The sequence below is a fragment of the Pseudomonas sp. BN102 genome (genome assembly GCF_029871245.1).
In the GTDB taxonomy this organism is placed as follows: domain Bacteria; phylum Pseudomonadota; class Gammaproteobacteria; order Pseudomonadales; family Pseudomonadaceae; genus Metapseudomonas.
The window spans coordinates 59300-74977 of the sequence record NZ_SSON01000071.1; the positions used below are offsets into that span (position 1 = coordinate 59300).

17 protein-coding genes are annotated in these 15678 nt (G+C 61.7%); 10 read left to right on the plus strand and 7 right to left on the minus strand.

Annotation, left to right across the window (positions count from 1 at the left end; translation table 11 throughout):
- Nucleotides 1–42 precede the first annotated feature (42 nt).
- The 5 genes from E8F12_RS17985 to E8F12_RS18010 all read left to right on the plus strand — a co-directional run bounded on the left by E8F12_RS17985 (nt 43) and on the right by E8F12_RS18010 (nt 3997).
- Nucleotides 43–639 (plus strand): hypothetical protein, encoded by a 597-nt coding sequence (locus tag E8F12_RS17985; protein WP_280326571.1) that lies wholly within the window; start codon nt 43–45, stop codon nt 637–639.
- The gene (locus tag E8F12_RS17990; protein ID WP_280326572.1) at nt 636–2027 is read left to right on the plus strand and encodes a DEAD/DEAH box helicase family protein; all 1392 of its coding nucleotides are present in this window, start codon (nt 636–638) and stop codon (nt 2025–2027) included. The genes E8F12_RS17985 and E8F12_RS17990 overlap by 4 nt, the downstream gene beginning before the upstream one ends.
- A 733-nt stretch (nt 2028–2760) precedes the next feature.
- A complete protein-coding gene (locus E8F12_RS18000; RefSeq protein WP_280326573.1) occupies nt 2761–2931 on the plus strand; it encodes a hypothetical protein in 171 nt (56 codons plus the stop codon).
- Nucleotides 2932–3025: 94 nt separating this feature from the next.
- Nucleotides 3026–3451 carry a hypothetical protein gene (locus E8F12_RS18005; RefSeq protein ID WP_280326574.1) on the plus strand — a complete coding sequence of 142 codons (426 nt, stop codon included), beginning with the start codon at nt 3026–3028 and terminating at the stop codon, nt 3449–3451.
- A gap of 189 nt (nt 3452–3640) precedes the next feature.
- Nucleotides 3641–3997 (plus strand): histone-like nucleoid-structuring protein, MvaT/MvaU family, encoded by a 357-nt coding sequence (locus tag E8F12_RS18010; RefSeq protein WP_280326575.1) that lies wholly within the window; start codon nt 3641–3643, stop codon nt 3995–3997.
- A gap of 193 nt (nt 3998–4190) precedes the next feature.
- Here E8F12_RS18010 and E8F12_RS18015 read toward each other — a convergent pair whose 3' ends face one another.
- A complete protein-coding gene (locus tag E8F12_RS18015; RefSeq protein WP_280326576.1) occupies nt 4191–5345 on the minus strand; it encodes a methyl-accepting chemotaxis protein in 1155 nt (384 codons plus the stop codon).
- Nucleotides 5346–5464: 119 nt separating this feature from the next.
- Between E8F12_RS18015 and E8F12_RS18020 the strand changes: the two genes are divergently transcribed.
- On the plus strand, nt 5465–5632 hold the full coding sequence (locus E8F12_RS18020; protein WP_348532429.1) for a hypothetical protein: 168 nt from the start codon (nt 5465–5467) through the stop codon (nt 5630–5632).
- A 67-nt stretch (nt 5633–5699) separates the two neighbouring features.
- Here E8F12_RS18020 and E8F12_RS18025 read toward each other — a convergent pair whose 3' ends face one another.
- The 6 genes from E8F12_RS18025 to E8F12_RS18050 all read right to left on the minus strand — a co-directional run bounded on the left by E8F12_RS18025 (nt 5700) and on the right by E8F12_RS18050 (nt 11694).
- A complete protein-coding gene (locus E8F12_RS18025; protein ID WP_280326577.1) occupies nt 5700–6140 on the minus strand; it encodes a hypothetical protein in 441 nt (146 codons plus the stop codon).
- A gap of 231 nt (nt 6141–6371) precedes the next feature.
- Nucleotides 6372–6545 (minus strand): hypothetical protein, encoded by a 174-nt coding sequence (locus tag E8F12_RS18030; RefSeq protein WP_280326578.1) that lies wholly within the window; start codon nt 6543–6545, stop codon nt 6372–6374.
- 263 nt (nt 6546–6808) lie between these two features.
- Nucleotides 6809–7615, minus strand: coding sequence for an MBL fold metallo-hydrolase (locus E8F12_RS18035; RefSeq protein ID WP_280326644.1), 807 nt, complete (start codon nt 7613–7615; stop codon nt 6809–6811).
- Nucleotides 7616–8240: 625 nt separating this feature from the next.
- Complete coding sequence (locus tag E8F12_RS18040; protein ID WP_280326579.1) at nt 8241–9374, minus strand: acyl-CoA dehydrogenase; 1134 nt, start codon at nt 9372–9374, stop codon at nt 8241–8243.
- 11 nt (nt 9375–9385) lie between these two features.
- Entirely contained in the window at nt 9386–10579 is a 1194-nt protein-coding gene (locus E8F12_RS18045; RefSeq protein ID WP_280326580.1) for an acyl-CoA dehydrogenase family protein, read from the minus strand.
- A gap of 29 nt (nt 10580–10608) precedes the next feature.
- Nucleotides 10609–11694 (minus strand): Zn-dependent alcohol dehydrogenase, encoded by a 1086-nt coding sequence (locus tag E8F12_RS18050; protein WP_280326581.1) that lies wholly within the window; start codon nt 11692–11694, stop codon nt 10609–10611.
- Nucleotides 11695–12004: 310 nt separating this feature from the next.
- Between E8F12_RS18050 and E8F12_RS18055 the strand changes: the two genes are divergently transcribed.
- From E8F12_RS18055 to E8F12_RS18070, 4 genes are all read left to right on the plus strand, one after another.
- Entirely contained in the window at nt 12005–13336 is a 1332-nt protein-coding gene (locus E8F12_RS18055; RefSeq protein WP_280326582.1) for an MFS transporter, read from the plus strand.
- A 235-nt stretch (nt 13337–13571) separates the two neighbouring features.
- A complete protein-coding gene (locus E8F12_RS18060; RefSeq protein ID WP_280326584.1) occupies nt 13572–13781 on the plus strand; it encodes a hypothetical protein in 210 nt (69 codons plus the stop codon).
- A 152-nt stretch (nt 13782–13933) separates the two neighbouring features.
- A complete protein-coding gene (locus E8F12_RS18065; protein ID WP_280326585.1) occupies nt 13934–14308 on the plus strand; it encodes a hypothetical protein in 375 nt (124 codons plus the stop codon).
- Nucleotides 14309–14452: 144 nt separating this feature from the next.
- Entirely contained in the window at nt 14453–15640 is a 1188-nt protein-coding gene (locus tag E8F12_RS18070) for a lipid-transfer protein (protein WP_280326586.1), read from the plus strand.
- Nucleotides 15641–15678: the final 38 nt, after the last annotated feature.

Consider the following 15678-nt stretch of genomic DNA (forward strand, 5'->3'; position numbering starts at 1 on the left):
TTATAATCCGCATTTTTACGCTACGACTCCTCGGGTACCCGCATGAAATCTGCCTCGTTCATCTTCGACAGGCGGCTGTATGAGCTGCTTCAGGAGGACGGGCGCACGCAGTTCACAACCCGTGACCTGCGGGATGCCTACGCCAAGCACCTGGAAGGCTTGAACTTTCGTCTCGGCGATGTGCGCCGGTATGTCTACGAGCAGATCCGTCGCATGCTCCGGGTGGGTTGGCTCGTGCCTGACGAAGAGCGCCGCACGCGAGGACAGATCTACCACCTGCAGCCAATCCCTGCGCATCTGCAGCTGGAGGTGATCGATAACGGATTCGAGAGCAGCCTTAAGACTGCGTGTGAGCGAGAGCGGGAGCGGGAGCCGTCAGTGCCCGAACTGAAAAACGTACCGTCCGAGCCTTCGTCCGATGCGGAACAGCATCTGGAGTCTCTTCTCAAAGAGATCCGAATGGACTTCCTGTCCTCGATGGGCGAGGCAGAGCGATACAAGCAGCTCCTCGATGAATTGCCACATCTCCGGGAAAAGGTCGAAGGTGAGTACCTAGAAGCCAGAGACCGCAGCTCGCGCCTGCTGGGACACCTCCGTGCCGTCGAGAAGACGCTCACAACACTTGCCTCTGCACGATGACCTCATCGCTGCGAGACTGGCAGCGCCGCTGTATCGAGACGGCGCTGGAGCACTTCATTACCACGCCGCACTTCTTCTGCCAGGCAACGCCGGGCGCCGGCAAGACGCGTATGGCGGCAGAGCTTGCACGCAGCTTGCTGGGGCAAGACAAGATCGACTTGGTGCTCTGCTTCGCGCCATCGTGCCAGGTCGTGGACGGTTTTCGCGCGACCTTTGCTGCGATACTCGGCAGGCGACTGGACGGTCTGCTCGGCGCTGTAGGGGCCGCGTACACCTACCAGGCCATGGATTACCGTGACGAGGAGTTCTGGCGGCTCCTCGATGACTACCGCGTATTCGCCGTCTTTGATGAGATCCACCACTGTGCCGGTCATGATCCGCTCCTGAGCAACGCCTGGGGGCAGCAAATCCTGCAACGGATACAGGATCGTGCCGCTTTCACCCTGGCCCTTTCCGGCACACCATGGCGATCGGATGACCGGGCCATTGCCTTGGCACGTTACTCGTCGCCCGAGGGGCATCTGATCTGTGACTATCGCTATGGTCTGAAGGAGGCCATTGCGGACAGGGTGTGCCGCTCCCCCCGCATCGTCCTCCTCGACAACCAGAGGGTGAAACTCACTGAAGAACTAGAGATCGAGAGCACCGTCAGGCTGTTTCCCAGCATCGCCAAGCTACTGGGGGAATCTCCCGTCACCTACGAAGACCTGCTGCGCCATGACGAGGTGATTGATCAACTGCTTGGCCTGGGATGCAACAAACTGGACGAGCTTCGCCGGATCAAGCCGGATGCTGCTGGCCTAGTGGTCGCCACCGATATCGAGCATGCCCAGCAGATCGCCCAGTCCCTGGAAGCCAGGGGTGAAAGTTGCCGGGTCGTGACCAACCGAACCCCGGATGCCCAACAGGTGATCAATGCGTTCAGGCACAGCGATTGCCGCTGGATCGTCGCCGTGGGAATGATCAGCGAAGGCACGGACATCCCTCGTTTGCAGGTGTGCTGCTACCTCAGTCGCATCCGTACCGAGCTGCACTACCGGCAAGTGCTGGGACGCGTACTGCGGCGCATGGGCGAGCCCGATGACCAGGCTTGGCTGTTCATGCCGGCGGAGCCCACGCTCAGACGCTTTGCAGAGCGCATTGCAGATGATCTGCCGGATGACCTGGCGGTGCTGAGCCAAGTTCAGACGCCTGCTGCTACGTCTGGCGCGACGTTTGGTGGAGTGGCAAATGCCCACAATGTCGATGGCAGCGGTGGTAGTGAGGCTGGGCAGGCTCTTGGGGCAGGCTCGGCGGGTATCTGCTCGCTAGGTGATTTTGCCGCTGAGCCGAGCTATCAAATCAGTTTCTCGCAGCACTACCGACAGTTGTTGTTGGCTTGTTTTTGACGGTCGATTTGTAACGGAATCAAATTGAACGCAGCCGGCCACTCGCTGGCATACAGATGTCCATGGAAGGTGGCCCGACTGATGCAGGACGCGCCTCGGCTCGCGAGCCTTGGCGCCACGGCGCGACTCCTCGATCCTGGCGTCGCTCATGGCTTAACTCCGCCCCGATAGGGAGCCAAGGATGATGGTTCAACAAGCACCCCAGAGCGCTCGATACCAACCTCCGGTCTACCGCAATTGCTACTCGACGGTGATCAGGGCGGTTGATGCACGGTATGACATCCGTGGTTATCTGTTGGCGGAGTTGGTGATGTTATGCCTGAAGAATCGAGCGACAGTTCCCCTGTCCAGGCGCGCCTACTACGAACGCTTCGTTCAGCCGTAGGCCCTAACGTACCTGGAGCATTTCACAGCCCGCCTATTGTTTGGCCCAGGTGGACGATTTTCCTCCCACGAATACCGCTACATGGCCAGCGTCAGTTCCTATTGAACTGCTGAGCGACTGCATGTTTCGCCATCTGGTCGGAGCGCAACTAGACAGAAGCAGTCGTCGAGATAGCATTCAGGGCTTGTCACCGCCATTCATTCTCTCTCGGTACCGATCCTGGCGTCGCTCATGGCTTAACTCCGCCCCCGATAGCCGATAGCCGTCTGCAGTTGCTGAAATGCAGTCACTATGGGCATTGTCGTGTTGATGAAATACTCCCAATATCCGCCGCTGAGGAAATCGCTCATGCAACCCAAGGACCGTCAAGCTCTACTCTCGGCAATCGAGCAGTATGAAGCTGAAGCCCGTCGACTGGCCGGACGAGTCTCCGAGAATCAGCGCCACTTCCTTAAGGTCGCTCTGGAAAAAGGCAAAGAACTCGCACCAACTGGCAGGATGGCGGGCCCACGCATCTGAGCACTGTAAGGAGAGGGCCACGCCAAAACAGAAGCGCACATCTTCATGTGTCTTGTAGCGTGGGTACACGCCTCCCTTGTCAAATGGCACGCCTATGAAACTCAATACGGATCACACGGCGGCACAGATGCTGGCCAGGGCCAAACAGGGTGTACTGGAAAGCACTCGGTGGCTTGCTGCAGCGGAAATTGAGAGTCTTCGTGGTTGCCACGGCAAGGGCGCAGCTGATCAGACGTCGGGGTGGCTGCGGGAAGGGCGGATTTTCTCGATCCACCTCGATGGTGGCGAGTATTTTCCGTGCTATGCACTGGATGCGCTGGCCGACTATAGGCCATTGAGAGTTGTATCCGATGTCTTGGCAGCCTTTGGCACTACGAAGGACAGCTGGGGGGTTGCCTTCTGGTTTGCTTCAGCAAATAGCTACCTGGGCGGAAAACGACCTCAAGATCTACTAGTCACACAGCCAGACCAGGTAGTCGCTGCGGCGTATGACGAACTGCAGGGAGTCGCACATGGTTGAGGTCAGATCGATCTGACTCCATCTTGAGTAAAGTCCAACAGACTGGTTTTGATGCTGCCTATTAGCGTCCGATCAGATGCTTCGTTTGGGAGGAGTTCGAGTTGCGCTAACGGATTGCCCCGCCCTTTTTCTGAGCAGGCGGTTCTCTAACTGATAGACTGCGTCGAGCAAATACCATTAGGAGCAACAATGAGCAAACTCGCTGAATTCAAACGATTGGAAGCACAGCTGGCGGAGCAACTTGCCGCCCTGGACAGCCTCAAGAACGATTCGCAGCTCAAACGTGAAATTGAGTTCGAAACCAAGCTCAAGGCTCTTCTTGCCGAATACAACTTCGGTCTCAAGGCGGTTGTTGGCATCCTTGACCCGAAACAGTCCCGCCCCGCGCTTGCTCCATTGGACGGGAGACGTCGTGAGCGAGCAGTGAAGCGTTACAAGAACCCTCACACGAATGAAGTCGTTGAAACGAAGGGTGGTAACCACAAAACGCTCGCGGCATGGAAGGCTGAATATGGAGCAGAAGCCGTTCAGTCGTGGCTGCAGTAGGCACCGGAATCTGAAGGCTGCGACTTCGCTTGTAAGGGCCATCGAATGCGGCCCTTACAAGTACCCCATGTGCAGTCAGTTAAACTCCCCAAGCGATCCAGCAAGCCGCTTGCCAGCCCGCCATCAGGCCCATCCTCTCCCCCAATTCCCCTATTGGCGTTTGCCAGCCCCTCCCGATGAAACCTCGCGACCATCAGGACAGCGTGAAGTGCTGAAGCACGACCCTCAGCTGCTCAGCAAGCTGCTCCAGCTCCCGTGAAGCTTGAAGCAATTGGTCGCTCCGCTGTCTCCCCTGCTCGGTAGCATCCCGAACACGCGCCATGCTTCGGCCGACCTCCCCGGACACGTGACTCTGCTCTTCAGTGGCAGCCGCCACTTGCAGATTCATAGCGTGGATGGTCGACACATCCTCGCTGACTTGGGCCAACGCCGCGCTGGCTTTAGCGGAGTGTTCCCGAGCTCGCTCCGACTCCTCTCGAGCACGTGCAACTCGACGCAGCCCATCTTTGCTCTCGCGCTGCAGAGCCTCGATCATCTCGGCGATCTCTCCCGCCGATGCTTGAGTCCGATTAGCAAGATTGCGGACTTCATCGGCTACGACGGAGAATCCACGCCCCATTTCTCCTGCCCTCGCCGCCTCGATCGCGGCGTTCAATGCCAGCAGATTGGTCTGTTCCGCGAGCCCCCGAATTACCTCCAGCACACGGCCGATTCGTTCGCTCTGCACATCCAATTCACCCATTCCGCGGCTCACTTCTTGGATTTGCTCGTTCAGTAGATCCACTTGGCGCATCACCGCCTGGGCACTCTCGCTGCCACCCTGGGCCTCATGTCGAGCCGAGTTGGCTGCACTGGATGCCTGGTCGGTGCGGTTTGCGACCTCACTGAGCGATGCGCTCATCTGCAGCATCGCAGTCATGACCTGATCAGCTTCAAGGGATTGTCCTTCGGCGCCTTGGACCAGGTCCTCGGTTACACGGGCCAGTGAGCCGGCGGCGCCTTTGAGCTGCGCACTCCCCTGCTCGATTCGACTGACGATGCCATGAAGGCTCTCCTTCATCCGGCGCATGGCGTCCAAGACTAGTCCGAGCTCATCGCTGCGAACGATCTGAACTGCATGGTTCAAACGACCATCAGCGACATGCCCCACCACCGAAGCGGTGTAGCGCAACGGCGTAATAATCTGGTTCCGGATCACAAGCGCGGCACTCGCACCAAGAGCGATGATCACAGCTGTCATGATCATCAGCCAGATGTAAGTGTCTCGGTTGAGGCGCTGCTGCTCCTCGGTCACCATCTGCCGTGCCCTACTGGAAATTTCCATCATCTCCCCGGCGATACGCTCCATCTCCTGCTCGGTGTCTCGGCTGATGACCGTACTCGCCCGGTACTCCTCGAACGCTGCGCGATAGGTCTCCAGGGAGCTGACTCAGTATCAACGCGGATGCTGCCACCAACAGAAAGGCGCTGGACAGCTGGATAAACAAGCGAGGCCAAGCAGTCCATCGCTCCAAGGTTGCCTCAAATGGCAACCCGCCGGCGCATCTGGTTCGGCGCGAAGAATTGGAAAAGATCATCCGGTTTTTAAGAATGCTGGTGGAGAAGACCGATCAGTACCTAGATGAGAAGAGGTAGTTCTTGGCTCCTGGAGGCGGGTGCTATCTGCCAGATTGAGGCCGCCCCATTCATTAGATCGTCCGCCTCACGCGCCCTTCCTCGCAGTCCAATCAGCCTCAAACCTAGCTCGGTGTCTGGCCTCGTTGGCCTGGCAAACCTCCACCATGCGCTGGGACTCCGGGATCTGGCAACGCTGAGTCGGCGTAAAGAACTTCGACCAGGCTTCTTCCTTCCGTTGGTCTTGAACTGCAGCCTCGGCACGCTCTGCGGCGATCCTGCGATCTAGCTCAGCTTGATGGCGCGCGGCTTCTTTGCGACCCGCCAACTCCTCGGGAGAGAGTTGAGGTGGCACTGGCGATTGAGGGGCTAGGTTGCGCTGCATCTGCTGCTGGATGCTGGTCATGAAGTGCTCCATCCGCAGCTCGCCTTTGTGGTGGCGCAGCTGGTAGTAAACGAGCGATGTAATCACTGCAATCACTACCCCGGCCGCCCATTGAGCAAAGGTTTTTGGTCTACGTCGGCCCATCTACTTCTTCCTTGTGTTTAGGGGAATCATCTGACACAACCATGTGCCAATGCCCTGTGCCGACAATGGAAACCTGCCACTCGGGACAGCATACACTCGCCAGGAACTGCGAGTGCTCAGCAGCTACCAGATTATCTGGCGATCAGCCATCGATAACGTCAAGCAGTGCCCACGGCCGGCAGCCGGTCGCACGTGCGGCCTTTTCAGCCTCAAGAATTGCTTCGGTCCTGCTCAGGGAGCGAAATCGATGCTCGTACCTGAATGCTGGGCCCCGTCACCTCGAGCACTCATAATGATCAGATAGCCGCGCATTTGATTGCTTGCTTCAAGGGTGGGTTTTAGCCGCTTAGCCGCGACTCCCAGCGCTTCTCGCATCTGGTGTTCAAGATCTTCGGTCTCGTTCATTCAGTGGGTTCCCAATGGTGGAAGCCAAAGTCTATCTGATTGCAGGAAATCATCATTCAGGCTCTCCTTTCCTTCTTCAGAAATCAGCGCGACCCAATATCAGGCGGTTACCAAAGTTTCCAAAGCCACAGCCACTCACGATCTAGGCGACTCGCTGAAATGGCTGCCACGCGCTTCTTACCGCAGTCACTATTTTCATCCAAGGCTCCTGATGAACGGGCCGCGAAGACCGAACGCCCTTGGCGGGACCTTGGGGGATGGGTTCAGCTGTCCAGCCGGCGTAGGGAAACATGGCTGTCGAAGGGTTTGTAGCGCGCCTGCCGGTCACGCATGACCTTGATCATCGCCACACCGGGGTCACGGGACAGCAAGAGGCGCCCACCATTGGCTACCAGGTAGTCAAACAGGCGTTCCTTCTCCTCGATGAGGCACTCCGGATTACGATCGAAGGCCGTGGTCACGTCGAGCTGCAACCACTGCACGGCGGGCACTAGGTCGCCAGCAAATACGACTGGACCGCCGGGCATGTCGATCTCCGGCAGCAATTGGCCGGGTGTATACCCGTCGCTGACATGGAAACGCCAACCGGGTCCCAGCCGCGGGCTACCCCGGTCATCCAGCAACTCCAGGCGGCCGCAGCCGTCCAGTTGGCGGATGATCTGTGGCACGAATAGGGCACGATCGCGAGGGTGTGGGTGCCGGGCCCGCCTCCAGTGGCGCCACCCCGTGAGGTAGCGCGCAGTGGGGAACAATAAGCGGGGAGTATCACCTTCATTGACAGCTTCGCGGATGTCGGCCGGCAGCATGGCATGCAGATGCGTGAGCACCACTAGATGAATCTGGCCTTCACCCAAACCATGTTGGGCGAGGCCATCCAGCAACCCGTGGGTGGGCAGCTGACAACGGCACGTGCGCGGCGGAGGTGCCAGTAGTGCGTCGGTACCAGCCAGCACGAGGATATTCTGGCCATCCTGTTGTACCAACATGGCCCGGGTCGCCAGCTCTACCTGATTTTCGTGATCAGGATGGATCCATTCGACCCAGTCACGACGTGGCGTACTGCCGAACATCGTGCCTCCGTCAAGCTTGCGGCTTCTTCCGGTAAGGGTTGAAATGTTTCGACTCACTGCATAGGCCTCTTCGATTTCCCCTTGGGAATCGGCCAAGGGCATCTGGTCCTGACAGGTTATTGTAGGACCGCCGCGTTTTCCCCTCCCTGTAAAGGGTGGATCCGATGGGGTCGGTCACGCCGTGGGGATGCCAATACCAGCAGAATGGCCATGGACTATTGCGTGGTTTCCCCGGGAAGCTGGAAGCAGCCTGCAGTGCGTTGGTCGGCGACCGCATAGATGTCCAGGTTGCCCACCACCATAACCTAGCGGGGACTGTTGACCAGCAGGCTTGCTGCTGCATCGCATCGCGGGCCCAGATTGTCAGCATGCTCTTCTCGATGCCGACATCCCTCAACCGACTGGGCAAGCCGCAGCGACTGTAATGTTTCGATAAAGGCCGCCCTTTCCATGCCGATGGAAAGCCTGGCTGTGGCAGCGGGACGGCCGGCGCCGACCCCGGCGGCAAAGGATGCTGGTGTGCCAGTACTCAATCCCCGGCGATCACCAGGTTGGCACCTGCCGCCATCTCCCCGGAAAAAAGCCGGTCCTTACAGGCCCCGGCAACGGAGGGTGACGCTAGGCATCAGGCGACTTGCATAAGCCGGCTGAAAGTTTGCAGGTGGTGGTCGTCATCGCCGAACTGGCGGGCGACCATCAGCAGGTGCTTGGCGTGGTGGGACAGCACGTACTCCCAGGTCAGACCGATGCCGCCGTGGAGCTGGATGCTCTGGTCGGCAACGAAGCGCGCCGCCCGGCTGACGATGAACTTGGCCGCGGCGAGGCTGCGGCTGCGCGCATCGCTGTCGGGCTCGTCGGCCACGCAGGCGGCCAGGATCGCCATGGAAGTGGCCTGGTCCAGTTCGATGCTCATGTCCACCATGCGGTGCTGCAACGCCTGGAACTTGCCGATTGGCTGGCCGAACTGCTGGCGGGTCTTGAGATAGTCCAGGGTCAGCGCGCAGGCCGCCTGCATGCTGCCAACGGCCTCGGCGCACTGTGCGGCGATGGCGCGACCCTGCTGGTAGCGCAGCGCGGCCAGGGCCTGTTCCGGCTCACCCAGGAGCAGCGCCGGGGCCTTGTCCAGATACAGGTCGCAGGCCTTGCGGCCGTCGATGGTCGGATAGGCGCGGCGGCGCACGCCGTCTTCCCGCGGGTCGAGCAGGAACAGGCTGATACCCTCTTCGTCCCGCGATCCGCCGGCGGTACGTGCCGAAACCAGGACCAGGCCGGCGCTCTGCCCGCCCACTACCACGGACTTGCGCCCGGAAAGCGTCCAGCGGCCCCCGTCCAGGGTGGCGTGTGTCTCGACGTCGTGGAGGTTGTAGTGGCTTTGGGGCTCGTCGAGGGCGACCGCTAGCTGCAGCGATGCGCCGGCGACCTGAGGAAGGAGGTCCGCCTTCTGCGCCTCGCTGCCAAGCTGGGCGATTAGCCCGCCGCCGAGGATCACCGAGTGCAGGTAGGGTTCCAGGCACAGACCCCGACCCAGTTCAGTCATCACCAGCTGGCATTCCACACCGCCGCCCGCCATTCCGCCGTATTCTTCGGCGAACGGCACGGCGGTCAAGCCCAGCTCGCCGAGCCGCGCCCAGAAGCCAGTGCTGAAGCCGGCCTCGCTCTCGCGATAGCCTTCCCGCTGTTCGAAGCCGTAGGTATCGCGTACCAGGCGGGCGATGGTGTCCTGCAGCATCTGCTGCTCTTCGGTCAGATTGAAGTCCATGGTCGTTGCCCTTACAGCTCAAGGATCATCTTGGCGATGATGTTCTTCTGGATCTCGTTGGAACCGCCGTAGATCGAGGTCTTGCGCATGTCCAGGTACTGGCAAGTCGGCGTGGCGCTGTATTCGCCGTGGAGCGGTTCCAGGCTGCCGCCATAGCCCAGCTCATCTTCGAGGAACGGCATGGCGTAGGGGCCGATGGCCTTGTTCAGGAGATGGGTGATGGCCTGGCGGATCTCGCTGCCGCGGATCTTCAGGAACGAACTTTCCGCCCCCGGGGCCCCCTCGGACGCCTGGGCCAGGGTGCGCAGGTTGCTCATCTCGGCGGCCATCAGTTGCATCTCCACTTCCGCCACTTGGGCGCGGAACAGCGGCTCCTCGATCAACGGCCTGCCGTCGCGCAGTTCGCGGCTGGCGATGGCCTTCAGGCGCCCGAGCATGGCCTTGGCCGAACCGATGCCGGCGATGCTGGTGCGTTCATGGGTGAGCAGGTACTTGGCGCAGGTCCAGCCCTTGTTCTCCTCCCCCACCAGGTTCTCCACGGGCACGCGCACGTTGTCGAAGAACACCTCGTTGACTTCGTGTTCGCCGTCCAGGGTGATGATCGGCCGCACCGTGATACCCGGCGTCTGCATGTCGATCAGCAGGAAGCTGATGCCACGTTGCTGCTGGGCCTCGGGATCGGTGCGTACCAGGCAAAAGATCCAGTCGGCATGCTGGCCGGTGGTGGTCCAGGTTTTCTGGCCGTTTACGATGTAGTGGTCGCCGTCGCGCACCGCGCGGGTCTTCAGCGAAGCCAGGTCGGAACCCGCACCCGGCTCGGAGTAGCCCTGGCACCACCAGTCCTCGCAGGACAGGATGCGCGGCAGGAAGTGTGCCTTCTGCGCCTCGCTGCCGAACTTCATGATCACCGGGGCGACCATCTGCACGCCAAACGGGAGAATCCAGGGCGTACCGGCAAGGGCACATTCCTCGTCGAAGATATGCCGCTGCACGCTGCTCCAGCCGGTCCCGCCATATTCCACCGGCCAGCTGACGCCCAGCCAGCCACGCTCGTTGAGCAAGCGCATCCAGGTGACCTGGTCGCTCTTGTCGAAACCCTTGCCCTGGCGGCCGCGGGCCTTGATCGCCTCAGGTATCCGGTCGCGCAGGAATGCCTGCACTTCCTCGCGGAAAACCTGTTCGGCCGGGGTGAAATGGATATCCATCGAAAGGAACCTTCTATTGCGTCAGCGGTTTACTGGTCGAAGACGATCACCGAGCGGGCCAGTTCGCCACGGCGCAGCTGATCGAACCCCTCGTTGATCTGCTCCAGGCGGATGCGCTGGGAAATCATCTGGTCCAGCTTCAGGCGGCCCTGCAGGTAGAAGTCCACCAGCACGGGGATGTCCACCGGGAAACGGTTGGACCCCATGCGCGAACCCTGGATGCGTCGCTCGCCGAGCATTGCGTAGGGGTCCAGCTCCAGCTTCACCCCGGGCTTGATCACGCCGACCAGGGTGGCACTGCCGCCCCTGGCCAGCATGGCGAAGGCTTGCTCGGCGGTCTGCTTGAGGCCGATGCACTCGAAGGAGTACTGCACTCCGCCGCGGGTCATCTCCAGCACCTGCTGGACCACATCGCCCTCCCGGGCATCGATCACATCGGTGGCACCGAACTGCCTGGCGAGTTCCAGCTTGGCGGGAACCATGTCGATGGCGATGATCCGCCCGGCGCCAGCCAGGGCCGCACCATTGATCGCCGACAGGCCGATGCCGCCGCAGCCGATTACCGCCACGGTTTCGCCGGGGCGCACCTTGGCTGTGTTGATCACCGCGCCGGCGCCGGTGGTCACCGCGCAGCCTATCAGCGCCGCGCGGTCCAGCGGCATGTCCTTGCGGATGGCCACCAGGGCGTGCTCGTGCACCAGCATCTGTTCGGCATAGGACGACAGGTTGACGAACTGCATCATCGGCTTCTGCACATAGGTCAGGCGTGGCGCCTCGTCGCGCCCGCGCTGGGTTTCCGGCGATTCGCAGAGCGCCATGTGGCCCGTCAGGCAGTGCGGGCAGTGGCCGCAGTAGACGGAAAGACAGGTCACCACGTGGTCACCGGGTTTCACCGTGCGCACGTCGCTCCCCACCGCCTCGACTACGCCCGCGGCCTCGTGACCGAGTACCAGGGGGCCGGGATACGGCAGCATGCCGTCGACTATGTGCAGATCGGAGTGGCACATGCCAACCGCGACGGTACGCACCAGGACCTCGCGCGGGCCGGGCTTGCTGATGCCGATCTCCTCGATGGTCAGGGGAAAACCCGGCTTGTGGAAGACAGCTGCTTTCATGGGAACACCTCGAATTCTTGTTATCGGTGGAGCCAGCGAGGGCTAATGAGTAAGCCACGGAGCCGACGAGTTAGGCCCCGCTCCACCGCAGGCCGTCGAACGTTAATGAGCCGCCCCACCAGGATGCCCACCCCGATGTGGGTAGGTGGCCGTCTTCCAGCCGCCCACTCAGGACAGCCCCTCCCTTATTCGGGTAGGGACATTCGCTAGCGCAATCGGGATGGTGAAAGAAATGGCCAAACGCACTCCCGGCACCTCGCCCGGAACGTTCGCCACCAACAAGAAGAACGCACAGCGCCGGAGACATTCCATGACCCAATCAGCCGAACACTTCATGACGGCAGCCACCGACCACAGACGCGAAGAAGCCGGGGCGGTGTTTCGCAAGGCGCTCTGGAGGCTCCTGCCGTTCCTCTTCCTGGGCTACGTGATCAACACCATCGACCGCGCCAACGTCGCCTTCGCCAAGCTGCGCATGGCCGAGGACATCGCGCTCAGCGACGCCGCCTACGGCCTGGGCGCGGGCATCTTCTACCTGGGCTACATCCTCTTCGAAGTGCCCAGCAACATGGTCATGCAGCGCGTCGGCGCCCGCGCCACGCTGACTCGGATCATGGTGTTGTGGGGGCTGGTGACAGTCGCCACAGCCTTCGTCACCACGCCGAACCAATTGATCATCGCGCGCTTCTGCCTGGGCGTGGCCGAGGCCGGTTTCTTCCCAGGGGTAATCCTCTACCTCACCTACTGGTTCCCTGCCACGCTGCGCGCCCGCATCACCGCTGTGCTGCTGATGGCAGCGATGACCGCCGGAATGGTTAGCGGTCCTTTGGCCGGGTGGATAATGACCCACTTCCACGACTGGATGGGGCTGCGGGACTGGCAGGTGCTATTCATCGTGGAAGGCGTCCCGGCCATCCTGATGGGTGTGTTCGGCTGGTTCTGGCTGACCGACCGGCCGTCCGAGGCGCGCTGGCTGAACGAGCGGGAGAAGCGTGTGATCAGCGCAGCCCTCGCCGCCGGGACCACGACCGACGCGCCACACGGCCGGCTGCGAGACGTGCTTCGCGAGCCACGGGTATACATCGCCGGGCTGGTGTTCTTCTGCATCTACAGCGGTTCGAACACGGTGTCCTACTGGATGCCGACACTGATCCGCGGCTTCGGCCTGGAAGACCTCAAGACCATCGGTCTGATCTCGAGCCTGCCCTACATCTGCGCGGTGATCGGCATGTACCTGCTGGCGCGCAGTTCCGACCGGCACCTGGAGCGCCGCTGGCACGTGGCCCTGACCATGCTGGCCAGCGCCGCCTGCTTCCTGCTGCTGGGGCCCGCCCAGGGACACCTCACCCTCTCGGTGGTGCTGATGAGCGTGGGCGCCGCGGCCGCGCTGTCCGCCGTAGCACTGTTCTGGGCCATCCCCCCTGCCCTGCTGAACCCTTCCACGGCGGCCATCGGCATCGCCGCGATCAGCTGCATCGGCGGGCTCGCGGGGGTCATCAGCCAGGTGGTGGTCGGCGCCATCAAGACGGCGACCGGAAGCCTCTACCCGGCCTTCGACGTGATCGCTATCACCCTGGCCGTCGGCGCCCTGCTCCTGCTGGTGGGCATCCGCGCCACCCACCTCGCCGATCGCCGGCATTAAAATCCCACCCCCTTCAACAAGAGGACTGCTGCACCATGAGACGCAGAGGAAACTAGCCCTCGCGGCATCGCTGCTAAGCGGTGTGGCAATGGCCAGCGCGACCGACAAACCTAACTTCCTGGTGATCTTTGGCGACGATATCGGCTACTTCAACCTGAGCACCTACAACCGGAGATGAGGGGTTACGAGACGCCCACCATCGACCGCATCGCCAAGGAGGGCTCGCTGCTCACCCATGCCTACGGCATGGGTCGAGGACACCGGACCGCTGACCCGCAAGCGCATGGAAACCATCGACGACGAGCTGCTGCAGGCCACCGAGAACTTCATCGACAAGGCGCACAAGGCCGACAAGCCCTTCTTCGTCTGGTTCAACAGTACCCGCATGGATGTCTGGACCCACCTGAAGAAGGAATCCGAGGGCAAGACCGGCATAGGGCTCTAACTGGATGGCATAGTGGGACACGACAGCCAGATCGGCCAGTTGCTGAAGAAGCTCAATGACCTCGGCATCGCCGACAACACCATCGTCGTCTACAGCACCGACATCGGTGCGCAGAAGTTCAGCTGACCGGACGGCGGCACCTCGACCTCGATGTGACCCGCTCGAAGGAGTGGCGACTCAGCTTCACCGGTATGGATGGCGACTTCAGCACAGCTTCGCGCAAGGTCACCAATGTGCCGTCATTGACCAACCTGTTGGCCGCCTCCTTCCAGAGCGCGCGGGACGAGTCCAACATGTACCAGCGCTGGGCCGGCGACCAGGCCTGGCTGATGGCGCCCATACAGACGAAGGTCAAGACCTTCCTCGCGACGCTCTCGCAATACCCCTTCCAGGAGGCGTCAGCCTCACGTCGGCAACATCAACTACCAGAGCCTTTGCCTGAAGAAGCCCCTGGCGAACCTGCAACAGGGCAGGCAACCCACCGCAAACTGATGGTTCTGAGCGTTTCGTACAAGGGCAGCCAATGACTGCCCTTGTGCGTTTTCGTCCCCACCGAAACCGCCTACCCACTGTTGGGAGGTCCCCGCACCAGGCCGCTTTGCCAGCATTGGGATACGGCGGGGCGCCGCCCTGTGCGAACGCCCCGAACCCATTGAGAACCAGGAGTTAGCATGAGCGAGAAGGTAGTGGTTGCCGGTGTCGGCATGATCCAGTTCACCAAGCCCGGGGCTAGTCCGAGCTATATCGAGATGGGCGCCGACGCGGTGCGCCTTGCCCTGAAGGATGCCGGCCTGGAGTACAACCAAGTCCAGATGGCTTTCGCCGGCTACGCGGTGGGCGACACCACCTGCGGCCAGGCCGTGCTGTACCGCGTGGGTCGCACCGGTATTCCGGTGTTCAACGTCAACAACGCCTGCGCCAGCGGCTCCTCCGCGCTTTACCTGGCCCGTTCCGCCGTAGAGAGCGGCCAGGTGGAGTGCGCCCTGGCGGTGGGCTTCGAACAGATGTACGCCGGCCCCACTCGGTCGGCCTTCCCGGACCGCCCGTTCCCCCGTGCCGACGTGCAGCACATCCAGGATGAGCTCTGCGCCGATGCCGGCGAAATCCCGCGCAACCTGATCACCTTCGGCGGAGCCGGTCGCGAGCACATGCAGAAATACGGCACGCGCATGGAAACCTTCGCCGCGATCCGCGCCAAGGCCAGCCGCCATGCCGCCAACAACCCCCTGGCGCTGTTCAAGAAGGCGGTCAGCACCGAGGACGTGATGAACGACACCCTGATGTGGCCGGGGGTGATGACCCGCCTGATGGCCTGCCCGCCCACCTGCGGTGCAGCGGCGGCGATCATCTGCTCGGAAGACTTCGCCAAGCGGCGCGGCCTGCGTAGCGACGTGGCCATCCTCGCCCAGTCGCTGAGCACCGACCCGGATGACTCCTTCGAACCCAAGTCGATGATCAGTCTGGTGGGTTTCCACATGGCCCAGTCCGCCGCCCGGCAGGTCTATGAGCAGGCCGGCATCGGTCCGGGCGACATCCGCGTCGTGGAGTTGCATGACTGCTTCGCCCACAACGAGCTGCTGACCTATGAGTCCCTCGGCCTGTGCCCGGTGGGCGGCGCCGAGAAATTCGTCCTCGACGGCGACAACACCTATGGCGGCCGCGTGGTCACCAACCCATCCGGCGGCCTCCTGTCCAAGGGCCACCCGATCGGCGCTACCGGCCTCGCCCAGTGCTATGAGCTCACGCACCAGCTACGCGGCACCGCTGACAAGCGCCAGGTGGACGACGTGAAGATCGCCCTGCAGCACAACCTCGGCCTCGGTGGCGCCTGCGTCGTCACCCTGTACGGCAAGAACTGATTCCCTGACCCGGCGCGCTCCGGTGAGCGCGCACCCAA